27 protein-coding genes are annotated in these 21318 nt (G+C 43.2%); 1 reads left to right on the top strand and 26 read right to left on the bottom strand.

The window, feature by feature from the left end; all coding sequences use genetic code 11:
• Positions 1 to 47: 47 nt before the first annotated feature.
• From MHB72_RS08025 to MHB72_RS07960, 14 genes are all read right to left on the bottom strand, one after another.
• The gene (locus MHB72_RS08025) at positions 48 to 881 is read right to left on the bottom strand and encodes a hypothetical protein (protein ID WP_268344882.1); all 834 of its coding nucleotides are present in this window, start codon (positions 879 to 881) and stop codon (positions 48 to 50) included.
• A gap of 101 nt (positions 882 to 982) precedes the next feature.
• On the bottom strand, positions 983 to 1165 hold the full coding sequence (locus MHB72_RS08020; RefSeq protein ID WP_234112114.1) for an XkdX family protein: 183 nt from the start codon (positions 1163 to 1165) through the stop codon (positions 983 to 985).
• Positions 1162 to 1491: an XkdW family protein gene (locus MHB72_RS08015; protein ID WP_268309328.1), complete on the bottom strand. Its 330-nt coding sequence runs from the start codon at positions 1489 to 1491 to the stop codon at positions 1162 to 1164. The genes MHB72_RS08020 and MHB72_RS08015 overlap by 4 nt, the downstream gene beginning before the upstream one ends.
• A 12-nt stretch (positions 1492 to 1503) precedes the next feature.
• Positions 1504 to 2589 carry a hypothetical protein gene (locus tag MHB72_RS08010; RefSeq protein WP_268344881.1) on the bottom strand — a complete coding sequence of 362 codons (1086 nt, stop codon included), beginning with the start codon at positions 2587 to 2589 and terminating at the stop codon, positions 1504 to 1506.
• The gene (locus MHB72_RS08005; RefSeq protein WP_268346665.1) at positions 2590 to 2865 is read right to left on the bottom strand and encodes a hypothetical protein; all 276 of its coding nucleotides are present in this window, start codon (positions 2863 to 2865) and stop codon (positions 2590 to 2592) included. It abuts the gene before it with no gap.
• On the bottom strand, positions 2862 to 3440 hold the full coding sequence (locus MHB72_RS08000; RefSeq protein WP_268344879.1) for a YmfQ family protein: 579 nt from the start codon (positions 3438 to 3440) through the stop codon (positions 2862 to 2864). Before MHB72_RS08000 ends, MHB72_RS08005 begins: the two co-directional genes overlap by 4 nt.
• On the bottom strand, positions 3427 to 4470 hold the full coding sequence (locus MHB72_RS07995) for a baseplate J/gp47 family protein (RefSeq protein ID WP_268344878.1): 1044 nt from the start codon (positions 4468 to 4470) through the stop codon (positions 3427 to 3429). Before MHB72_RS07995 ends, MHB72_RS08000 begins: the two co-directional genes overlap by 14 nt.
• Positions 4463 to 4888 (bottom strand): DUF2634 domain-containing protein, encoded by a 426-nt coding sequence (locus tag MHB72_RS07990; RefSeq protein ID WP_268344877.1) that lies wholly within the window; start codon positions 4886 to 4888, stop codon positions 4463 to 4465. Before MHB72_RS07990 ends, MHB72_RS07995 begins: the two co-directional genes overlap by 8 nt.
• A gap of 12 nt (positions 4889 to 4900) precedes the next feature.
• Positions 4901 to 5209 carry a DUF2577 domain-containing protein gene (locus tag MHB72_RS07985; protein WP_043929393.1) on the bottom strand — a complete coding sequence of 103 codons (309 nt, stop codon included), beginning with the start codon at positions 5207 to 5209 and terminating at the stop codon, positions 4901 to 4903.
• Positions 5206 to 6189, bottom strand: a complete 984-nt coding sequence (locus MHB72_RS07980) for an XkdQ/YqbQ family protein (protein WP_268344875.1) — start codon at positions 6187 to 6189, stop codon at positions 5206 to 5208. Before MHB72_RS07980 ends, MHB72_RS07985 begins: the two co-directional genes overlap by 4 nt.
• Before the next feature lie 21 nt (positions 6190 to 6210).
• Positions 6211 to 6870, bottom strand: a complete 660-nt coding sequence (locus tag MHB72_RS07975) for a LysM peptidoglycan-binding domain-containing protein (RefSeq protein WP_268309344.1) — start codon at positions 6868 to 6870, stop codon at positions 6211 to 6213.
• Positions 6863 to 12112 (bottom strand): transglycosylase SLT domain-containing protein, encoded by a 5250-nt coding sequence (locus MHB72_RS07970; RefSeq protein ID WP_340902247.1) that lies wholly within the window; start codon positions 12110 to 12112, stop codon positions 6863 to 6865. Before MHB72_RS07970 ends, MHB72_RS07975 begins: the two co-directional genes overlap by 8 nt.
• Positions 12113 to 12115: 3 nt before the next feature.
• Positions 12116 to 12265: a hypothetical protein gene (locus MHB72_RS07965; RefSeq protein WP_085959894.1), complete on the bottom strand. Its 150-nt coding sequence runs from the start codon at positions 12263 to 12265 to the stop codon at positions 12116 to 12118.
• Positions 12266 to 12294: 29 nt separating this feature from the next.
• Positions 12295 to 12744, bottom strand: a complete 450-nt coding sequence (locus MHB72_RS07960) for a phage tail assembly chaperone (RefSeq protein WP_016886606.1) — start codon at positions 12742 to 12744, stop codon at positions 12295 to 12297.
• A gap of 140 nt (positions 12745 to 12884) precedes the next feature.
• Here MHB72_RS07960 and MHB72_RS07955 point away from each other — a divergent pair, with 140 nt between their 5' ends.
• A complete protein-coding gene (locus MHB72_RS07955) occupies positions 12885 to 12971 on the top strand; it encodes a putative holin-like toxin (protein WP_123032257.1) in 87 nt (28 codons plus the stop codon).
• A gap of 289 nt (positions 12972 to 13260) precedes the next feature.
• Here MHB72_RS07955 and MHB72_RS07950 read toward each other — a convergent pair whose 3' ends face one another.
• From MHB72_RS07950 to MHB72_RS07895, 12 genes are all read right to left on the bottom strand, one after another.
• Positions 13261 to 13704, bottom strand: coding sequence for a phage tail tube protein (locus MHB72_RS07950; protein WP_195536527.1), 444 nt, complete (start codon positions 13702 to 13704; stop codon positions 13261 to 13263).
• Between the two features lies 1 nt (position 13705).
• Positions 13706 to 15106, bottom strand: coding sequence for a phage tail sheath family protein (locus MHB72_RS07945; protein WP_340902241.1), 1401 nt, complete (start codon positions 15104 to 15106; stop codon positions 13706 to 13708).
• Positions 15107 to 15331, bottom strand: a complete 225-nt coding sequence (locus MHB72_RS07940; RefSeq protein WP_085059470.1) for a hypothetical protein — start codon at positions 15329 to 15331, stop codon at positions 15107 to 15109. It lies immediately after the preceding gene.
• Complete coding sequence (locus tag MHB72_RS07935) at positions 15332 to 15772, bottom strand: phage tail terminator family protein (RefSeq protein ID WP_340904081.1); 441 nt, start codon at positions 15770 to 15772, stop codon at positions 15332 to 15334.
• Between the two features lie 13 nt (positions 15773 to 15785).
• Positions 15786 to 16283 (bottom strand): HK97 gp10 family phage protein, encoded by a 498-nt coding sequence (locus tag MHB72_RS07930; protein ID WP_340902239.1) that lies wholly within the window; start codon positions 16281 to 16283, stop codon positions 15786 to 15788.
• Positions 16280 to 16636, bottom strand: coding sequence for a DUF3599 family protein (locus MHB72_RS07925; RefSeq protein ID WP_340902238.1), 357 nt, complete (start codon positions 16634 to 16636; stop codon positions 16280 to 16282). Before MHB72_RS07925 ends, MHB72_RS07930 begins: the two co-directional genes overlap by 4 nt.
• Positions 16633 to 17028: a protein YqbG gene (gene yqbG / locus MHB72_RS07920; RefSeq protein WP_340902234.1), complete on the bottom strand. Its 396-nt coding sequence runs from the start codon at positions 17026 to 17028 to the stop codon at positions 16633 to 16635. The genes MHB72_RS07925 and yqbG overlap by 4 nt, the downstream gene beginning before the upstream one ends.
• Positions 17029 to 17034: 6 nt before the next feature.
• Positions 17035 to 17448, bottom strand: coding sequence for a YqbF domain-containing protein (locus MHB72_RS07915; RefSeq protein ID WP_340902231.1), 414 nt, complete (start codon positions 17446 to 17448; stop codon positions 17035 to 17037).
• 10 nt (positions 17449 to 17458) lie between these two features.
• The gene (locus tag MHB72_RS07910; protein WP_340902228.1) at positions 17459 to 18394 is read right to left on the bottom strand and encodes a phage major capsid family protein; all 936 of its coding nucleotides are present in this window, start codon (positions 18392 to 18394) and stop codon (positions 17459 to 17461) included.
• 12 nt (positions 18395 to 18406) lie between these two features.
• Positions 18407 to 19582, bottom strand: coding sequence for an XkdF-like putative serine protease domain-containing protein (locus MHB72_RS07905; RefSeq protein WP_340902226.1), 1176 nt, complete (start codon positions 19580 to 19582; stop codon positions 18407 to 18409).
• A 50-nt stretch (positions 19583 to 19632) separates the two neighbouring features.
• Positions 19633 to 20280, bottom strand: coding sequence for a hypothetical protein (locus tag MHB72_RS07900; protein WP_340902223.1), 648 nt, complete (start codon positions 20278 to 20280; stop codon positions 19633 to 19635).
• A 141-nt stretch (positions 20281 to 20421) separates the two neighbouring features.
• The gene (locus MHB72_RS07895) at positions 20422 to 21270 is read right to left on the bottom strand and encodes a hypothetical protein (RefSeq protein WP_340902222.1); all 849 of its coding nucleotides are present in this window, start codon (positions 21268 to 21270) and stop codon (positions 20422 to 20424) included.
• Between the last annotated feature and the right edge of the window lie 48 nt (positions 21271 to 21318).

Below are 21318 nucleotides of genomic sequence, written 5' to 3'. Positions count from 1 at the left end.
CCTCCTTTGAGGCAAAATAAAAAACACCGTTTTTTTACGGTGTGATCTTACAAGAAATGAGTAACCACAAGGTTTTTAATTTTCACATCTGTTTCTCCGTTATTGGTCAACATAAGTCGCGGAGAGGCAGCTAATAAATCAACCTTCTGAGCGTCCCGATCATTATTTTCTAATACAATGATATCTTCATAACCCTTTAGGGTATAGTTGCTTGTTCCCGGGATGATGTAAGTCATGCGAACACTCAGATTTGTCTTTTCATACAGATAAATCGCAACCCCAAGCTGATGGCCTGCCGCATCAATATTTAGATAGATGGACTCTCCCGCTTTGATGACCTGCTCTTCTAAAAAGCTTTCTGAAGTAATAGTTTTCAGTGCTTTTACAGGGAGACCATCAGCTGGAATGTCTAAAGAAGGAGCCTCGAATCCTCCTGAAACCCGGACATCCTGTTCACCGGATCCAAGGGATTGATATAGGGCAAAATCAGACTGTTCCAGGTTGCCATTGACATATCGGAAACGATAATACCTTTTGGATAGATAAACCCATCCTGTGTCACCCAAAGCATGTTCTGCTATATCGATAGATTCCACTGTTGACCAAGAATTCCCGTCGTCACTTTCTTCAACATATAATGACCCGGCTTTATCTGCAAAAGCATAACCTCTAACCTTAGAAATGAGTACATCTCCCAGCCGGTCCTGGCCATATTGGTTATAAACCTCTGTAGCTTTTAATGGTAGATTGGTAAGCAGCTCTGCGCCGCCGCTGACATCCATATTAGGAACTGTAAAATCCGTATCTCCCTCCCGAAATGGTTTCACCGCACCTGGTCTTGAATCAGCATCCAACGGAAACAAAAAATTGTGTTTAGCCAATGTTCATCCTCCTCTGTTTTTGTATATCTCTTTAATCTGGCTAATCAAACGGATGAAGCACGCGCCCATAGATCACCCCCTAAAAGGCAAAATAAAAAAGCCTATATGACGGCTTCCGGCGGATATTCTTCATTAAAGATTTCTTTGTATTGCTCAGGAGACACAAGCCTTTTATCTACCCCATCTTTGAAGTCTTCTGGAGTACAGTCCTTATAATAGAGTGCTTGTTTCACCATGTCTGTTGTGGCCCAATTATAGTAAAGCGCCAACACCCAAAAGTTCATTGCTGCTCCTCCCCTTTCAATTGAAGCGATTGAATCTTAAGTTTTGCCAATTCCTGCCCCATAAGCTTGTATGACTCCTCAAGAGCTTTTCGCGCCAGCCTCTCCTCTGTCAGCTGCCGTCCGAGGGATTCTATTAAGCTCGGCGGCGGATAAAGTTGACTCTTTTTTGATTCTTCCCACCACAACTGCAGCTCCTCTTCCGTCGGAATAGGCGCTCTCAAATTCCATTCTTCAATATATGGACCATTCCCATCGTTTCTTAGCACAAAGTCTTTATTGGGTGTAGCATCAGGATACGCCCACATAATCGCGTCATATAAAATCAAGAAAACCTCCCCCTAAAACAGTGATAGATCTATGCCACCTGTCTCGAAAATTTCAAAATAGTTGTAGGCTTGATTTCGGTTAGATATATGTCTTGTCACATCGTCGTAACCAACATACATATACATTTCAAGGTAGTCACCTTTTTTCATCGGGACCCTCCCTGTGCCATACACGCCAACTCCAAACTCCTTAGAAGTTGTTGGACCTTCAGGTTTATGCCTATAATGGGCAATATTTTTATACTGTTTGCCATTCAAATAAATCGTCAATTCAAAATTTGAATAAGTTTGGAAACTGTCAATGTATAAACCGGATTCAACTAAGAACATCCCGTCATTTGGCGCTACAAAACGGTTTTTGCTTGCGTCAAAAGCATTATGGCTGTCGGTAATCTTACGATTGAATTTTATTTTGTTATATGTGCCTTTATCTAATTTTTGTTTGAGACTTATCGTAGCTTTTGCATACGAAAATCCTGAAATTTTAAACCAGGATGTCCAGCCATATGAAATATACCAATGCCGCACCCAAACGCCCATGTTTTTGTATCCATTACCAATGCCATAAAAGTACTGAGTGAACCGATAAGTTGAATGATTTTCATTTTTGACAAATCCGTAATCAAGTGGATAACCAGTTTTATTTTCCTGACCAATATCCATTATCGTAATCCCAATAGGGTATTCATCTCCGGCTGCTCGGGCATCTAGGATTGAGTCTGACTCCGACAAAACGATTAAGTTTTTGTTTGTGAACGTCTGATCTGCATATGTCTTGGCATTTTCTTCAGCACGATTTGCTTTTTTTTGTGCGCCATCAGGTGTTTCCTTGGCATCCCATTCTGTCCTCTCCTTTTTTGAAATATGAATCGTTGTATCGCCAGCATGTTGCTGAAATTCTTTTTTAGATGCTTGTCTGACATTCTCTACATTCCCAAGCCCAATTTGAGCTTTTGTCGTGCCATGTGGATTATTCAGGTCATTTTTATGAGTAGCTAAACCTTGGTGTGCATCTTTTATGCCTTTTTCCCAACGATTCACGTCATCTTCATTTATCAGATCATCCGGGAGCCAATCCGTCTTTGCTTTGTATGCCATTTATTTCACCACCTCAAATGTAAAGCGAAAATCGAGCGTGCGGTTGGTACTGACATCCAGGTCGGGATTTCGTTCTGTAATCACGTGGTCTTGATCATCAATGATTTGGACACTTTCAATGTGACTGACATCTTCCTCACGTTTGGTCAGTACCGTGACAGTCGTGCCGTTAATCGTGATGTCGGCAATCTCAGTTTCTTTCCCATTCAACAAAACCTTTTGGATCCTGCTTTTCAGATCGGCAGCCACGCGCGCCCTGTATTTTTTTGTAATCATGTTAAAACCACCTCATTATTATCAAGTGTGACAGAGTAACCGACCCGGAGTTCCTTTATTTTTCGATACCTTCGATGATTCATGATGAACGTATCCTCAATCTTCAGCAGTTCATTAAAGCCCGGCCGAAATGTATATGCGAGATGAGCCGGCTTTATATTTTCAAGTGTTTCAATGAGCTCTCTGACATTCTGCAGATCATCAATGTCGATATCTACATTAAAGCGATACTCTTTCGGAAGCAGCCGAACTTGAGCCGAAGGATTCTTTAAAAATCGGTTTAAAGCTTGTTCGATAGCCTGATAAGTAGCCGGCGGAATATTTGATGTCTTTGAAATCAGCCGTAATCGCCTTATCTCTATAGAATCTCCAGATTCTCTGGCCACATTTAATAGGGCTTCCCACCGATCAAGTCCCCATGTCGCTGTTGTAATGAACAGCTGATCTGTCAAATCAAAAATATCATTGTTCTGCTGCTCAAACTCAGGAGCCTCCGCTTGTAGAATCTCGCTCATTTCTCTGACTTTTGTGAGGAACGGCGGCAAATAGTTCTCCATTTCTTCAATCTTGTTCATGGATCGTCACCGTCCCAAGTTTCGGTATGTCTTCATCCTTCAGCTCCAAGTTTTTCGTATCCCCGTTGATTTTCACATCAGCATAATCGCTGACAGAGTCTGCGTTAAACACAATATTATTGATTTTGGAAAGTCGGACAATGCTTTCTGTAAATGCAATTTCTTTAAAAAAGCTTTTCACTTTTTCTTCAATTTCTTTTTGAGCATCTTCAATTGAGTAATCAGGTTCGGGAACAACGGTGACTTCAATATCAACTTTTTTATATACCGCGCTTTCTACGGTAACCGTCGCCCCAATAGGGGCCTGTCCCTCCCCTTTGCCTGGTTCAGGATCAATATAGTCTTTTACCTTATGGACCAAGGTTTCTGATGCAGGTTCCATTTTGGCATTCGTAATCACGATTTTAACCGTTCCGTCTCCATCCCAAAGAGGAAATACCTTCGCCCGACCAACTCCGTCTACCTCTTCCGCCCATTGCTTATAATGCATTTTATTTGCGCTTACGGCTTCCCGCCGGACCCGGACGGAATACCGCTCATACAATCCTTCGTCCGTTTCCTCTTCTTTGCCTGGAACCAGGAGTTTCCCCATGACAGCTGAATCAAGTCCTGGAATTGTATCGAGAGAAAGGAGAGGACGCCCGTCTAAATTTGCGTTTCCGGCTTCTCCGGCGGTTTCACATTCCAAATATCCATCTCTCGTATATTTGAAATACAGATTGTCAATAAAGAAGCGGGAGCCTACGGGAATGTTAACGCCTTTTGTAAATTTTGCGGCCCTGACCGCTTTTGTTGCTGGCTGCCTTTCCAAACCGGCTTCAGCGGCCCGCCTGTCTAAAAATTCACCTTGGGCAGTGTCGGCGAAGACCAATTCCAACACCGTGTCCAGCCAGATATAGGATTGAGCGAGTTCTGCAGCCGCTGGCGCCAGCGCATTCCAAATCACACTGTTTTCCCGTTTATCAATATCAGTTGGGACACGATCAAGCATGCGCTCCATAATCTCATCAAACGTCTGATCTTCAAACATCTTCGCCAATCGCCTCCTCAATCTCCAAGGTTCCTTCATCTGTTTCAACCGTAAATGATACATGAAAGCCGTCCTCTATTTTATGAATTTCAAAATCTTTGACGGCCGTGATTCTTTCATCAAAAATCAGAGCCTCCTCGATCAGTCGCGGGATCTCCATTTCCTTATAAGCATCGGTCGTTTCATTGTCAGAAAGAACCTCCTGCAGTTCATTTCCGATATCATGACTATAGATCGGATAACCATAACGTTCTGTTCGAAGGGCCATATAGACCATTTGTTTAATGGCATCAACCCCTGATATGATTTCATTCGTTATTCGGCCGGAATCAAAATCAATTTTGTATGTTTTTGAAGTCTCAATGACATCACTGTCATCCTCGATATCTTCAAATTCCACCTCTGGGGACAGCGCCATGTCGGACACCTCCTATATCTTATCGATCACAAAAAAAGATTGCCCGCCCGGCATGGCTGCAATCATTACGTGGTCGCCTGTATTCAATTGATTGTATAAACGGATGGTTTTTTTCTCACCGTCAAGCTCTATTTCCCTTGTATGTTCCCTTAAATGTTCAGCCACAACCAGCAAATCAGAGGGAATCACCAATTTGTCATTGTCTCGAATTTTAATGCTAAGAGGTGAGGCTGATACGATTTCCGCGGGCATCACATCGACAGGAGATTCTGCATTTACGGCTCCGAGAGCCAATTCTTTTATGGCATCACTTAATCTCATGATGCCGAAGCTCCACTTGGCATATGGTTTTTAGGGACGACATCGATCGTCATCGTGTGTTTGGAGCCCTTGAATTCATGCTTGTCTGTATCGACCCAATACTTTTGGTTAATGCCGACGTCCGGTATCGAGATGTACACCGGCATGCCGCTTTGAAGATCCGGAATCCCAAGCGCCTGAATGCTTTTCAGCTCCTTTTTGACACCCTTTTTCTGTGACTGTCTAACTTTGGCTCGCTCTTGGAGCTGTGCCTGGTTAATGTTATCCGATACCGTTTCCACATACTGCAAAACACCGTATTTTTTTATGCCGGTACTATCGCTTGCAGTAGCTGTATAAGTTTTGTTGTCTTTCTGTCGGCGCATTTTAACGCGCGTCGCTGTATCATTTATGGATGTACTGTACTGATAGTCCATAATATTGACTCCGGTTTCTAATACCCAAATTTCCGATGGGTCTGGCCATGCCCGCAAACCGAGCTTTCCTTTGGATGAATAGAGCTGAAAGTTTTTCCCCGTTTGCTTTTTGGTCTCTTTTAAGGCCTTCAAAATGATGTCATAGAGCGATGTATCGTCTTTAATAACTAGGGATTTAATTGTATACCCTGTGTTGGCGATCGAAGTCTTTGGGATTTGAAAATCGTTGGCGATCCGGTGGACAATTTGATCCGCCCGCTTGTTTGAAAAAACATAGACATCTTTATTTTTCACAAGATACTGCAGCATATCATAAGCCGTGAAGACTAACGTATGTTCATCGGGTATCCTGGAAAACACAATGCCGCGGAACAGCTCTTTACCTTTCCACTTGAATAAAACCGTGTCACCTTCCTGGACACTATAATATTTTTGATCACCTTGTTTGACCACGATCGTCGCTTGAATAGAGCGGGGAGCCTGGTACCGCTGTCCTTCAAGGGAAACACTTTCTGTCACCAGCTCTCGCCATTCCGTTTCTTTTACTACGAATAGTTCAATCATATTCGTTCACCCCACTTGTTTTCATTGAGGTATCTTTAGTTTCTGGCCGGGAAAAATCCAATGACCAGGCTGCCTGATGTTTCGTTTACTCCGCTTGATCATCGCTGTTTTATTCGCATTCCAGATTTTTCGCCACTGCAGACTGTTTCCATAAAATCGGCCAGCAATATGCCAGAGGGTATCCCCCTTTTTTACGGTGTATACTTTCGGTGCCGCCTTTGACGGCCGTTTCTTTTTCGTCTTCTTTTTTTGTTTGATCTTTCGCGGAGACGCTGTTTTATACTCCTTTAAGGTGATATCGAAATCACGATCCCCAATGTCTTTTTGGCCTTCATGGTGAGTAAAGGCATCGATGCTGCAGTTTAAATTGATCTTTGTTCCGGTAACGAGAAAACGAACCGGCTTTTTATTTTTCATCCACCGTTCGATCGTGGCAATTGCATTTTCCGGCGAAGGGAATCCCTTATATTCAGCCAAAGGGGAATACTTCTTCGGAAAATAAGAGGAAAACGAAATGGTTTTGGCATTCGGATCGTTGATGAATGTGAGCTCGCCAAATTTGGCCACTTGAACGGTTTCATTTGCCATGTTGTTGGTTACGTCTATTTTTTCAGGAAGCACGGGGAAGCGAAGCTTTTCCTTCCCCTGAGATAGCCAAAATTCATACACAGATTTAGTCAAAAGCTACACTTCCCTTCGTTCCAATGTTGATGTCCTCTTCTAACTCATCAACTAAGGCCTGTTTGATTTTATCAATTAAGCGTTCCACATCTTGATCATTGTGAAAATGCTGATCGCCATTAAAATGGATGTTGATCTCTTTGGTTCCAGACGGGACGACCGTGGCAGCACCAGTTTGGCCAGATGTGGCAATATCCACTTGATCAGATGACATGCCAGATTGTTGAGACGATGGATCGACCACATCAAGACCAAGTGCCTGCGCTGCCTGAGAAAGGAGATAACGACCGCGGATACCGCGCTCTTCTGGAATAATCCATTCCCGTTTTCCCCCTTCACCGATGCGAGCAATTTGTTCATTTGTGATTAACCCGCCGTTCGCATAACCCTTATAGCCGCCGCCATTTCGCTTACTTCTCATTCCAGGTGTATTAAAAACAGAACCGTACCGAGCTTTGATGTAATTGATAGCAGCCACCGCATTATGAATCGGGTTCCAAATATCATTTAACCCTTTCATCTTATAGGCATTAAAGGTTGGATCAATGGTTTGCATTAACCCTTTTGATGGCGTGCCGCGTTTCGCGTTGCTATCCCACAGGTTAATGGCCCGCGGGTTCCCGCCTGATTCATGCATGGCCATTTGAGATAGAGGTCCAAGCCAATTCATCGACGTGCCTGTGATCATAAGAGCCTTCTGCAGCCAGTCTTTTATGTTGCCGCCGACTGCCCCCATTCCTGCAAAAGCTCCAGCAAGAGAGCCGGCTTGTTTTTCAGCGAAGCTCTTCACATCGACTGAGCTTAAACCTTTCACGATACCAACAGACGCAAAACGCCCGAGACTCATCATGACTCGGGATGGGGAGTGAATATCTAACTCATCGCGGAAAGCTTGTTCCACTTTCTTGGCCAATTCCTTGGCAGCTTCTTTTACTTCATTCTCTTTTGAATTCATGCCGGATACAAAATTACTAATCATGCCAGATCCCCAGTCTCTTGATGACTGTTTCGAATCAAGAAACGGCTTATTGATATGGGTGCTGACATATTGGTTTGTACCTGTAGGCGTAGCATTCTGACCAGCCGCAAACCCTCTGACCGTATTCACACCCCAGGAAGAAGCCGTATTTACTGTGTTTTGAAATGGCGTCTTCACTTTTGACTGCAGGAATCCATCTGTGCCGGTAGCTGTTGCATTCTGACCTGAAGTATATCCGGCTACAACATTTTTCCCGAAGGACGGGGAGCTTGTCACCAGGTTATTAAAAGGCGTTTGAATGTTTTTCTTCTTCCAGTCTTCTATAGAGACAACGTTTGAATTGAGTCCTTCGTCAAAGCCTTCTGTAAATTGCTGACCAAAAGACGATGCTTGATTCGTCATGTTTCCCGCATTCATTGATGGCGATGCAGAAGCAGAATAGGAAAACGCGCTCGAAATTGGTGCGACAGTTCCGGTATCCGTAGAAATAGAGCCGATATCATCAACAACCCGCATACCGAGTTGAGTTGCCGCTTGTGAGAGCAGCATCTTTCCGCGGCCCCGGTTGTTTTGAGTTGGGATAACAAATTCATTACCGGCTTCTCCAATCCATGAAATAGTTGGTTTGGTGATGTATCCGCCTGTGGCATTTTTCTCTTTCGGCTTCAAACCAGTTTTCTCTTCACCGATTTTTTCAAAGGTTGTTTTATTTTTACCCTGCCATAGATCGTCCCAGCCTTGTTTTATACCGCCACCAAAATCCTTTGCCTTATCCCAGACTTTTCCGACCCAGCCAAACGCTTTTTCAAACGCTTCAGAAATATCATTTGCGACCCCAACAATTGGATCTTTTACATGTTCATCAAACCAATCAGAAATATTGGTCCAGTATTTGATCACTTTATTTTTTGCCATCATAAAGTGACCGTAAATTTGGATAGCTGCTATAATAAGATTTTTAATGATCGGATCCCAGACGTTCTCAGTGAACCATGTCGAAACAGTGTCCCACGTTTCCTTGATCCAATTCCATGCTTGGACAAGCCCATTCCAGATATCTGTTGCGGTCTGAATCGCAGGCTCCAAAATTGGATCCCAGACATTTTCAACAAACCAAGTTGAAACAGTCTCCCATGTTTCGGAAATCCAGTTCCATGCTTTAACGAACCAATCCCACACATCTAACGCAAATTGGACAACGTGGGACAATATTGGATCCCAGACATTTTCGACAAACCAGGTCGAGACGGTTTCCCATGTTTCAGAAATCCAGTTCCAAGCCTGAACAAGCCAGTTCCACACGTCTATTGCGAATTGAACAACATGGGACAATATTGGGTCCCAAACATATTCCATGAACCATGATGAAGCAATTCCCCATACCAACTGAATGGTATACCAGGCTACCGCAAAGAAGCCTACGACATTGTTTATAACTCTTACTCCAATATTGTATATAGGCGTCCAAACGTTATCTTGAAACCATGTCTTTACGGTTTTCCATGTATCCTGTATCCATGCCCACGCTTGTTTGAACCAACCCCACACTTGAATGGCAAAATCGACGACAGGTTTCAGAAAAGGATTCCAAACATTTTCTTCGAACCAAGTTGTGACGGTTGACCAAGTATTCTTAATCCAGGTGAGCGCATCATCAAACGTTTTAGAGACAGGATCGGATACATTTTCCTGAAACCAATCAGATACCTTTTCCCATGTCTTTTGAATGTTGGTCCAAGCTTCTGACGATTTTTTCACAATAGTATCCCATGTTTTCATGATGCCGCCATCATCAATCCACTTTCCAATGGATTGTCCAAAGTCTGAACCGCCAATGCCGCCAGCGACACCACCAATAACACCACCGATTGCGGTCCCGACTCCTGGCGCAATTAAGGTTCCGACGGCAGCCCCTGCACTTGCTCCTCCAGCTGATCCTGCCAAGCCGCCACCAAAACCGCCTAATTTTTCACCAGCATTGTCTTTATTCATGCCAATGAGTTCGGTTGCAGCAAGCGCGGTTCCTAAGATTGGAATGCGTTTACCGACTGACTTGGCCCCTTTTCCTGCTTTGCTCCAGAACCCGCCGCCTCTCGTTTGGTTTGGATTTGATGGAGAAACCCTTTCTCCTTGACCAAACCAAGGGTTCCGGTATTCCGGTCCTCGACGGCCTCCGCCAGCTCTTTTGTTCTTACCTGGGGTGAGAGGGCCACCTGTTCTTCCACCGGAACCCGGCCTGTTTTTTAGCCACTTATAGCCTGCGAAAACACCAGAAACAAGCTTCCCAACAGGCTTGAGAAGACGTCCCACCTTACCGATAAAGGCTAAAGCGAACGCATCAGCAAGAAGGGCACCACCAACAGAACCTTGACCGGTAACCGCATCCCAATTTAATTTAGCGAGCTTTTTCGCAATACGCATCGACAGCTCAACCGGATCCAAAGCATCCACAAAGCTGACAACAAATGTCCGGCCGGCTTTTGTTCCGGCATTGACGAATCCATTTTCGGATGACTTATCATCAATTCCAAGCAAACCATTGATAACCCCATTAATGATGCCGCCGTAAGTGCTGCCGAGATTACCAGCCATTTTAATTAAGCCGGGTTCCCCCGTCTTTTTCCACCATTCTCCGAAGACATCCTTCGTGTTATCCAGCACGATCTGCCAACGGGTTTTAAAATCCATATCCCTGTATTTTTGCAGCTGATCAAACCGTTTTTTCAGCTTAGGATCTTCTTTAAATTTAAGCTCCAGCTCTTTCTTTTGTTTCTTCGTGAGCTCTCCAGGAAAAAGTATTTTAAACTGTTCACCGATGAAACCAAACACATTTTTCGTCGGATTCAAGAAACTTTCCGCAAAGGCCTTTCCTGCCTTCTGAGCTTTATTTGTAAGATCTGTCAGTACAAAAGAGTATTCACCGCGCCATTCTCTAAACGCTTCAAGAGCCGGCTGAAATGCCTCTGCCAGCCCTTTTCCCCATGGCATGAGAATGGAGTTATTGATAAATGACTTAACCCCTAAAAATAAGTTTGCGAGGTTGTCAGACATCTTGACCATCATGTCATTGTATTTTCCAAATTCCTTTGTGACCTGCGGCCAAGTTTTAGAAATGTCCTGTCCACTCTCCGCTAATTTCTCAAGTTTGCCGCGGGCCTCACCCGAGATCGCCCCCATTTCTTGCAGGGCTGCCGTTGCATCCCCAATCGGACGGCCAGACTTGATCCCGTCATAGAGGCGTCCCATCCAAAGAGCGACTTCCGAGAATGGTCGCTGCACACCTGCAGCCACGTCCCCGACAAGTTTCATCCCTTCAGCAGTAGAAAGGGCGTTTCCTGTAAAGACCTGCAGCACCCGGCTTGATTCAAAAATTTCATCCCGGGTAAATGGAGTTTGACCAGCGAACGTTGTTAATTCGTCCAGTCTTTGATCAGCTTTAGCCCGGCTTCCGAGTAGTGTTTCAAATGCAGTGGTCATATTTTGACGGTCGGCAACCATCTTTAAAGGAACGACAATTCCCCCGGTCGCCCCGGCTCCTACACCGAGAATTCCGAGTGTTGAAGTTGCCGCGGAAGCGATCGCCTTCAAAGGCTTAGTTGCAAGGTCTAACACTTTGACAGTGGCGGTCCATGTACGATTCAAGTGTTGGTTCGCAAATGACGTAACCCGACGGGCAGGCGCGGTAAAACGATCAATCGCTTGAATGCTTGATCTGTAGTATTCCGGTATTTCACGCCTGGCACTTGAGACGATACGATTCACGGTTTTCGTCACCATGTCTACTGCCCGAACTGTAACATTGTAGCCTCTTCCTAGCTGATCTTTGGCATACCTGGAAATACGGCGAATGACGGCCGTCGCCCGATCCTTTGCCTCAATAAGGATTCTGCGAGGACCAGATAAGTGACGATCTAAATATCGCTTCAGTCGCAGAATCTGCGGTGTTGCCCGGTCTACCACTTTCATCATGATTTCATGGGTACGCGGCATCCGCCGCGCGATAAACCGATTCATTTTTTGCATGGATCGGGTCGCCAAATCTTTCACAGACAGGACAAGCTGATGAGACTTGCCGATATCCCGAAGGATGAACATATGAATTCTTCTCAATGTTTGGCTAGCCCTATCTCTTACCCGAATGACAAAAGGACGCTGTTCAGTCCTTTGTCTGAGTCTATCAATACGAACCATCTCACCCCGAATTGCACGTAGACGGGAGGTCATGCGATCCTGCAGATCAAAGCGTGCAGTTAATTTGGCCATAATCTATTTACCTCCCTTCTTTGCCTCTTTCTCTAAAACTTCAAGCTTGTGACCGATAAGTCCAAATAAAAACGCCTTAAAATGTCGCGGCGCTTCATAGACTTCTAATAGTTGGGATGGAGAATAATGAAGCTCATGCATGCAGTAATACAAATACACGGCTTCCTTGTTCCCATCCTTGATTAGTTTTTTACAGCAGCTTCTAAATCTTCTGGATCGTCTTCAAAGCCGTTGATTTCGATTGCTTTGTTGAGCCAGTTCGCATATTCACCGCCGACAGACAGCACGCGCTTGGCGACTTCTACTGGATCAGGTGTTTTATATGCCTCTCGCAACTCTTTTGAACGGAAATCCGGGTAAACAGTAGACTCAACCGCAATTCGGGCATAGAAACGTTGAGTGTCCAGGTCTTTCACGCGACCCCGGCCTTTCACATTTTTATAAGTTGTGTTCTCTTTTTCTAACTCATCGATGCGCTCTGTCGTGATGGCTTTGAACACAAAAGGAATGACGTTCCCCTCTTTATCTTTAAAACGCTTTGAGATAGGCACCTTTACTTCTTCTGCTTCCTCTGTTTGTCCTGGCATAAAGAAGGAAAGATCATACACTTTTTCGTTTTGTTTTTCGCTCATGTTTATTAGCTCCTTTTCATTTTGTCTTTAGGCAATAAAAAAACACTCTCGGTGTTTGAGAGTGTTATGGTAAAATATTCTTTGTACAAAGTTTTCGGCTCACTCAAGGGAAGTTGGCTCATCCCCTATGGAAGGGGGTGATGCTTATGACAACATACGAAACAATCTCATTAATGATTGCTTTTGGCATGTTAATTGCCGTGTTGTTGTCGCAAAAAGAAAAATAGACTTCCCTTGAGCCCTGCAAAAGCAAAGGGAAAGTCTATTTACTAAAAGACACTTTGAGCCAGCCCCTTGAGGGCCGCTTTGTACACCTGACTCGACTGTTGCCCGCAGTCGGGTCTTTTTTAGTATATGCAAGATGTGATGAATGTAAACCATCTGATGTCCTTCAACGATAATATATTGATTTTAGGTGACATCAGAAGACTTTGATATACATTCATTATCTACAAAACTAATTAATAATGCAATAAAAATTGTATCCTCAATACTTTTAATTGATGGTAAAACACTTTAGAAAGAGTCATTCAGTTTTTCAGGAACATCGAAATCTTCAAATGTGAACGGCACTTCTTCTTCGAGCGCCTCTGAGTCTACATCGAGCCCCGCAATTTTGGCGGAGTCGAAGTTCACATCGAACAGTGTGACGCGTTCCGTTCCGCGGCCTGATGACTGGTCGTCAAGGACGGCCTGGAGCGTGAAATACGGATCTTCGCCTTTTTTCACATAGTTCATCATTAATGTGACAAATTGAGATGTAACTTTATAGAATGTCGCCGTTCCTGTGCCGTTTGCACCTGTTGTCTTGTGGCCCGTCATGCGGCGGCCCATAATATTGACTTCTGCTTTATTTTTCTCTACATTCGCCTCAAATGTTTTGATGTGAGCCATCTCTTGTCCGTCGAGAAAAAGACGGCCTTCTTTTCCGGAAATCGTGTTTTGCGCTTTTAATGCCATATTATTTTACCTCCACATTAAAGTAGAATTTTTCAGCTGCGTCAACCGGCTGAACGGCCAGGTCAATCAAGAATCCGTCACGGTCCTCATTCAGCTTGATAGTCAGATCGTTTTCTGAATCAAAGCCTATAATCCCGTCTCCGTCTTCCAGTGTCGTCAGGTATTGAATGATGAGCGTTTTGACATACTGCAGGCCATCATCAGAAGCCGGGATGTCACTGCCGGTTCCTTTTCTAGATTTAATGAGCGCTTTAAGTTCCCGCGTAAGATCGTTGTTGATCGCATCCAGAACCCGGATGATTTTGTTTTTTGAGAACTTCTTATTTTTCTCGGCCGTAAAGGTCGTGAGAGAATTAATATCCTTTTCAACGCTGACAGATTTATCGCGAGCGTCAAACGTGAATAAGAACTCCCCGTTGTTCAGCTTTTCAATGACTGTGTCATCATCAAGGCGGTTCAGGACATCCACCGCACCTTCGTATTCAACAAAGGTCAAGGATTGATTGAAAGAAGCTCCCGCGCTGGCCCCGGCTACCCATGCTGTAGCCTGATGCGGCGCAATCTCTGTACCGTCTTCCAACAGCACGCCTTCTGTTACATTGATAATACCTTCATAATCCCCTTTATAGCCGGAAAGGACACCTTGAACCTTGCGCCCCTGCTTATCGCGTAAACGTTGAATAAAGGATACGAATGTGGCTTTCAGCTGCTCACTGTTTTTCACCGGTAATGCGATGGTATCGAAGTATTCTGTTTCGGCTGCCTCCAAGAAGTCCATATAGTCTTCATTCGATACACTTTTGTCTGTGCCGCCAGACAACCGGACTCCGGCAGAAGTGTTTAATTTTCCTTCTTCCTTGTCACCTTCAGCCCCTGAAAGCGGAATTGTAATGGTCAGTTCTCCTTTTCCAGTGAAGGTGACATATTGGTTTGACTTGAGTTCCTCTGCCTTAGAAACCGTCTGTTTATCGACTTCAGACTGATTAAAGAATGTAGTGACGTCAAATTTTGAAGAATCAAGGACATTCTCGCTGACTTGAATAATAATGTCATTGCCCTTTGTGCCGCCATAATTGGCTGTAGCTTTTACACCTTCACCAATATCACCTGTAGCCCGGTTTCCTTCATTCAAGCGATACAGGAGAACCGTCTGTGCTTTTTTCTTAGCCTCTCTGAAAAGTAGGAGGGTTGGATCATCAATTGGCAAACCGACTTTCTTATTCAAGTCCTCAATGCTTGAAATTGAAATGAACTTTTTCGCTTCTCCCCAGCTTGTTTTAACAGGAATAGCCGCAATCCCACGCTCACCAAGAGAAACGCGTTCCTGGGCTGTCGTTTTGAAATTAAAATAAATGCCGGCACGTTCCTTTTCCTTGCCGGGCGTAAATGTTCCGCCATTCATTTAGTTAGCCTCCTTCCGAAGAAATTCGCGTATGCGTTTCTTCGCTTCTGTTTTTGTTACTTGCTTCTGATCTAAACCAAAAAGAGCACCGTCCAGAACTTCAGGTTTAACCCCAAACAGCTCTTTACTGTGCTCCCGTAAGTCTTGAATATGGAAAAGAGATTCAGGGCGGCGCGTGGCAGTCAGTCCCTCAACCTCTTCATTTTTTGCTTTCTTTGTATCCACTTATTTCACCCCGCTTGTAAAATCAAAATTTTGAAGAGCTGGTTTTTCATCTCTTTTGTACCAATACCGGCTGTTCCATTGAATAATCAACACAGCGACCCCTTTATCAGATATTCGTGATTCTATCCGATTGATTCGCAAAGATTCCCCCGTCTCCGTTCCTTCAGTATCAACAAGAGGAATCGTGCTGCGCCTCTCCCTTACAGCTTCCGCGATCTTCTCAGCTTCATCGTGGGCCTGTTGTGAATCCTTATGAAATAGCTTCACATTGAGGCTATACGTTTTCATATACGTTGATACGGTGTCATTCCCATCCGCTACGGAAGGCGGCGGGAAATAGAGAGACGGGGTTTTAATTTGAATAGGAATCTCCCGGTCATATATTTGGACGGGAAACACCCGATAAAAGAAGTTCATAATGGACCCGACTTCATCGTTCAAGCCATCACCACCTTTAGAATTCATCCAGCCATTCCTGAAGCTTGCGGTCTAAGCTTTTTTCAAACATTCGCTCAAAGATCGCCAGGGCATTGTCCCAGAACCCGGATCCGTCAACCCATTGAAACTTCAACAGCATTCCGGTTTCCGCAGCGGGATCATATTCAAAGCGGTCACCTTTCCAACGCCCAGGAACCCACCGGCGGTCGAGATTCTTTGATGGATCAATTGTAAAGTGCCCGTCGTTTACAAAAGAAGCGTATTCCAAATTGGTCCCTACATCCAATGTCAGATTGCCAGCGGTCGTAGAGAAAATATTGTCTGCGTCACCCTTCTCAAAAGAGTTTAAAAGGCGGCGCGTTTCGACGGTTTCAGTTTTCATAATTTCATCTTGCACAATATCCAAAAACTCATAACCCATCGCCTCAAGCCAGAGTTCATATTTACTTTGAAGCCCTCCGTCAATTGCTTCATCGAGGGCCTGAATAAATTCACCCAAGCCGTCAATTCTCATAGATCGTCACTCCTGACTGCTGTCACTTCAATGTGATGATTTTTAATTTTTCTTGGCTTCTGCAGCTTATAAGAAGTTCCTTCCCAAATCACTTTGTCATTCAGTCGAATATCCGCCGAGGCTGGGAAATGAACCAGAAAAGATTGAACGATCAATGTATTTGGCTCTTGTTGCACAACAGATTGATTTTTCTCCGTAAAGTAACAAGCTTGATCTAAAATATCCGGTTCATCGAGATAAGAGAATTCTGGCTGGCCATCCTGAACCGGAACACCATACCGGGATTCCGCTGGCTGTTGCTCTTTTAGATGGTATATGTCACAGCGGTGTGTTAAGAGCCGGCTGTAGCTCATAATGCCCTCACCCTAAGGAGAACAGATCCTTTACCATCAGGTGGGACATTTGGATCCTCAACAAAATCTTTTAATAGATTTGCGATATCTGGCTTTTGAATGGTCTGACCATCTCCAAGCGTATAGGAATAGTCTCCGATTTTTTCAGATTTATAGCCCTTGACGATAGATTCATCAGAATTAATCAAAGCGAAATATTGCGCCAGCTTTAATAAGGCCAGCTTGACCTTTTTTGGCAGCGGCTGATATTTCTCACCAGAGAAATCATGACCGACGATGCTTTGAATTTCGGTTTCTGCCTCCAAAATGTCATGCTGAAGCAGATCCTCAGGCCGAGCCTTTACCGTATCGAAAACAGAATAGGCAATCACTTCGTCAGGAGTGATCAGCATCCCGCATCACTCCCCTTGTTTCTGCAGGATAAAGGCAATCCTTTCATCTGCGTTTTTGAACGCTGCAGGATCGCCGCCAAGCTCAGAGATAATGTCCTCTTGTCCTGCCTTCGTCATGCCTCGCAATTCTGATTCTGTGTATGTTTTTGAAGCAGAGGACGCCGCTGATGTTTTAGCGGCCGTTTCCTCTTCCTTCGTTTCACCGCTGTCTTCTGCACCATCATCCTTGGACTTGCCGTCAGTCTTAGGGTCTTCTTTCTCTTCTTTTTCTTTGATCAATTCGCAATCAAACTGTTCATTGTCTTTAAGATAGAGATACACCGATTCCTTGACGTCTCGCTCTGCACCCAGGGTAAAAACATGATCCATAACATCGTAAGTTTTCCCTTTGATCAGTTGCGCTTTATAGGTATCTGCCATACGTCTTCACCTACTCTTTGACCTTGATGATTTTGGCTACCGCATCCTCTTCCTCAAACACGCTGTCCAGTTTTGCCGTCAAGACAATAATGAACTTGCGGCGGCGGATATCTTTATCGACTTCAATTCGGATATTACGGGAGAAGCCGAGCACGATGTTTTTCGGATGAGTCAAAATGACATCTGATACGTCGATCGCTTTTTCTCCTTCGCCGGTGGAATATGGCTGCATGTTTGCAATTCCCTTGATCGGCACACCAAAAGCAGAAGAAAGCCCGCCTTGAACAGCAGCATCCCCTAAGTTGGTTTGACGATCGGCCACCTTATCCTTCCATTCAACTTCGATACCTGGTGAAGTATAGAAACGGAATTCCTGCGGCACGCGCAAATATTTAGGCGGTACAGCCTTATAACCCCGTTTGAAAATTTGCCGTGACAACTCTCCCCCCGCAGCATCCACAATGTGAGATTGGGCTTGCTTACGGATTCCATCAATTTGTGCAAGGAATGAATCATCTGATTTTGAATCACCGTTTATGATTAATTCCTCGATATCCACTGCTGCGCGCTCAGCCAGCATCTGCATGATGGTGTTTTGCAGGCCATCTTTTTCGATGTTGTTTTCGAGAGTGTCATACGTGATGTGGACTTCTGCAATGACTTCTTTTGCGTTCAGACCGATCGTACTTGTAGTTGGAACAGCTCTTTCATCAGAAGAAAGTGACTTTCCTTCCTCTGCTGCCCTCAGAATTCGCTGGCCAAAACCGATCTTCTCAAATTTCTGTGCATCGTGGTCCATCGGAATGATGCGGGCATCATTTAAAATTGTTGGCGTATCTTGCACCATACGGATAAACGTTGATGCTTGAGTAGGATTCATCATCCCGCCACTTTTCAGTGAAGCGAGCGTCATTTCTGCCTTGTTGATAATCTCCTGGTTTCTCATCGTACTCCTCCTTTAAAGTAAGCCGTCCCAAACGGACTTTTTGATTTTTTCGTGGTCTGACTCCTGATCAGATCCGGCTTGTTTTGAAATTCCACGGCTCTTTTCAACAGCTTCCAGCCGTTCTTGAATAGGTGAGAGCTTTTGTTCAAGCAGCTCATCCATTTGTTTGATGACGGACTCTTCTTGTTTTTCATCCTCTCCGTCGCCCTCTGCAGGCTCAGCTTCCTTTTCTATTTCATCAAGTCGCTTGGTGATCGGGTTTAATTTGTCATCAAGCAATTTCTCAATATCTTCTTTTTTCAACTCGTCTTCCTCCTTTTCTGCTTCTGCCTGACTCAGCAAATTGCCAAGTGCAGCATGAGCACTTTTAATTTCCTGTAGGTTAGCAGCCGAGAATTTACGCCCAGCCTTTTGGAGTTCTTCCGGTTTTGGCCCGATCGCCTTCTGAATATCATCAGCAATCAATATCTCCTGAGCAATATTCACAAAGTCTTTTAGGGCTTCTCTGATTTTTTCAGGATCAGTTTCCATCTCCTCATTAGGAGAACGCCAATTAAACAGAACTGAGTTCAACGCATCTTGAGCTGCCCAAAATTCGCGGCCGCTCCGTCCGTAATTAAATCGATCCTGAACTTCTCCCTTTGAAAAGAAGTTTTTCAGCAAATTAAAAAGCCCTTTCTCTTCATTGGCAGAAGGAGAAAAAGGCTTCTCTTTTTGTTTCTCGATTGTCTCGGCGGTTCCAGCCATTGAATACCCGGTGATCTCACCTTTTTTGATCTGTTCCCAGACCTCATCCGAAGCTTTTGTGACAAGCACCCACGATCCTTTTTTAATGGTTTCACCATTGACCTCAAAATCCGCCGGCGCGACATAGGATTCGACCACTTCACCAACGCCGCCTTGAAAATCATGCTGATTATCAATCTCCCTGGCATCCTTCAGGAATCCATGGGCTGCTTTCTCGATTTCGACAGCGGTCATGAAGTCACCGTGTGCGTCGGGCGTATCTGGTTCATATACGATGCCGTATACAAGCTTTTTTTCATCCTCCGCTTTTGTCAGGACTTTGATTTCTTTCTGAAAATCAGGCTGTTTTTCTGACTTCATAAAAAAGAACTGCTTTTGATTAGCAGCCTTGTCTACGTAGGAAACATGTGTGATTTTAGCGTTTACCAATTCTCGTGGCAATGTTGTTCACCTCCTTTCAAAATAAAAAGACCTTCATGTTTGAAGATCTTTTAATTAACATGTATATTTTGGAGTCTCTTAATTAATTTTTTAGTTAACCTATTGTACTTAATAGCATCCGTATAACTTAGTTTTTGGGCTTCAACAGGATTATGTACCGCATAGTTCCTTAAGCTATTTAATTCTCTAAAACCCTCATAATAATTTTGGTCCAAATAACCTTTATTAACAAGTTGTTTCATTATACCAACAGCGTGATATTTTACGTTTTTTGAATCTATATTTAATTTTTTTATGACAGAGTTTAATTCTTGTTCAAGTAACTGAAAGGACATAATGATTGCTAGATAGGGAGCTTCACTGGCTATGTTATAAAAGTTAGCATTTGAACCATCATTATTTATTACTAAAGAACCATTCAAATCAGCATTTGAACTTTTTGGCGATTGCTTTTCATTTGTTTGAGAAGCATCTGACTCAGATTGATCCGTATCAGGACCCTCCAACTCTAATGCAGCTTTTTGGAGTCCTTGACTAAAATTAGAAGTAGCTTCAAAACCTCTAAATTTAAGACTAAAGTTAGCTACTTTTTCGATTAACTCAGTCACAGGCTTTTTGAATATCAACATTGTTGTCAAAACAACAATCGGCCAGGTAATAGATTTAATAACAGATGACCAAAACTCTAATTGATTCATACTTCCCCTCATTCCCAAAAAGTTATGAGGATATTATACTACTTTATTCCATATTTGCTAAGGCTTCTCTTCGAATCTCTTCCTTTTTTGCAGACAACTCTAAAATTTAATTCTCGGGGCACTATTGTTCACCTCTTTTCTTTAGAAACTATCTTGTTTTTTATTCTTAAAGTGATCTTTTTTCATTTTATCTGTCTTCTTTTTCACTTTTCTTCTTTTAAGTCTTTCTTCATCATTTAAGAACCCCCATATTCTTGGAAATTTCCCTCTTAAAAACTTAGAAATTTTATTTTCCTCTTGAGTTAGTAAGTGATGGTAACTAAATAAACATAAGTAATTAAGCATGAATAAAACAATACACCAATAAAGAAAGTAAACAACTACACGAAGATACTCTTTTAACTGCTTATCACTAAAGAAAGCATCATAAAGAATTAGATATAAAGCTACAGTCCCCAGAATTATCAAGACAATTAAAAGCTGATGAGATAATCTAAGGATTTGAAGTATAACACTTAATAAAGGATTTTTAATCCTCTTAATAAATCTATGCCACATAGTGTCCTTATATAGAGCATGGAAATTCTCCCAATATTCATTATGAATCTCCAACCTTAATATCAAAAACTGTTCCCAAAAATCACTCCAATCTTTTGCTTTTCCAGTTTTCTTGTATTTGTAATAATACTTCTCGACTCTGAAAATACGTTCAATAATAGCTCTATTAGCTAATTTAACAAGAGAGAATTCTCCGTTTGTTATTTTCGTGAAAAAATTATTTAATCTTTCTTCCCTCTCTTTATAGTCTAAGGTTTTAAAAACCTTTTCCAATTCTGTATGCAAAGGCTCACATACTTCATTTAAACTTACATTTAATTGCTCCTGAACTTGTTCAGATTTTTTATTCAACCTTCCAAAATAACTTATCAATAATGCTGAAGCTATTGCTCCAATAAGCGGAGCAAAATCTTTGAAAAATTGGGCAAGCATAAAAAAACTCCTTTTATATTCCATATCTCTACTGGATATTATAAAAGA

The sequence above is a fragment of the Bacillus sp. FSL K6-1284 genome (assembly GCF_038002625.1).
GTDB classification, from domain to species: Bacteria; Bacillota; Bacilli; order Bacillales; family Bacillaceae; genus Bacillus; species Bacillus paralicheniformis.
The sequence above is the reverse complement of the archived record's forward strand: the minus strand, read 5'-3'. Positions and strand labels throughout refer to the sequence as shown.

Coding starts and splice junctions, on each gene's coding strand:
- MHB72_RS08020 (WP_234112114.1), bottom strand. CDS start 1,165: ATGAACTTTTGGGTGTTGGCGCTTTACTATAATTGGGCCACAACAGAC.
- MHB72_RS08010 (WP_268344881.1), bottom strand. CDS start 2,589: ATGGCATACAAAGCAAAGACGGATTGGCTCCCGGATGATCTGATAAAT.
- MHB72_RS08005 (WP_268346665.1), bottom strand. CDS start 2,865: ATGATTACAAAAAAATACAGGGCGCGCGTGGCTGCCGATCTGAAAAGC.
- MHB72_RS08000 (WP_268344879.1), bottom strand. CDS start 3,440: ATGAACAAGATTGAAGAAATGGAGAACTATTTGCCGCCGTTCCTCACA.
- MHB72_RS07995 (WP_268344878.1), bottom strand. CDS start 4,470: ATGTTTGAAGATCAGACGTTTGATGAGATTATGGAGCGCATGCTTGAT.
- MHB72_RS07990 (WP_268344877.1), bottom strand. CDS start 4,888: ATGGCGCTGTCCCCAGAGGTGGAATTTGAAGATATCGAGGATGACAGT.
- MHB72_RS07985 (WP_043929393.1), bottom strand. CDS start 5,209: ATGAGATTAAGTGATGCCATAAAAGAATTGGCTCTCGGAGCCGTAAAT.
- MHB72_RS07980 (WP_268344875.1), bottom strand. CDS start 6,189: ATGATTGAACTATTCGTAGTAAAAGAAACGGAATGGCGAGAGCTGGTG.
- MHB72_RS07970 (WP_340902247.1), bottom strand. CDS start 12,112: ATGGCCAAATTAACTGCACGCTTTGATCTGCAGGATCGCATGACCTCC.
- MHB72_RS07960 (WP_016886606.1), bottom strand. CDS start 12,744: ATGAGCGAAAAACAAAACGAAAAAGTGTATGATCTTTCCTTCTTTATG.
- MHB72_RS07955 (WP_123032257.1), top strand. CDS start 12,885: ATGCTTATGACAACATACGAAACAATCTCATTAATGATTGCTTTTGGC.
- MHB72_RS07950 (WP_195536527.1), bottom strand. CDS start 13,704: ATGGCATTAAAAGCGCAAAACACGATTTCCGGAAAAGAAGGCCGTCTT.
- MHB72_RS07945 (WP_340902241.1), bottom strand. CDS start 15,106: ATGAATGGCGGAACATTTACGCCCGGCAAGGAAAAGGAACGTGCCGGC.
- MHB72_RS07930 (WP_340902239.1), bottom strand. CDS start 16,283: ATGAGAATTGACGGCTTGGGTGAATTTATTCAGGCCCTCGATGAAGCA.
- MHB72_RS07925 (WP_340902238.1), bottom strand. CDS start 16,636: ATGAGCTACAGCCGGCTCTTAACACACCGCTGTGACATATACCATCTA.
- yqbG (WP_340902234.1), bottom strand. CDS start 17,028: ATGCTGATCACTCCTGACGAAGTGATTGCCTATTCTGTTTTCGATACG.
- MHB72_RS07915 (WP_340902231.1), bottom strand. CDS start 17,448: ATGGCAGATACCTATAAAGCGCAACTGATCAAAGGGAAAACTTACGAT.
- MHB72_RS07910 (WP_340902228.1), bottom strand. CDS start 18,394: ATGAGAAACCAGGAGATTATCAACAAGGCAGAAATGACGCTCGCTTCA.
- MHB72_RS07900 (WP_340902223.1), bottom strand. CDS start 20,280: ATGAATCAATTAGAGTTTTGGTCATCTGTTATTAAATCTATTACCTGG.
- MHB72_RS07895 (WP_340902222.1), bottom strand. CDS start 21,270: ATGCTTGCCCAATTTTTCAAAGATTTTGCTCCGCTTATTGGAGCAATA.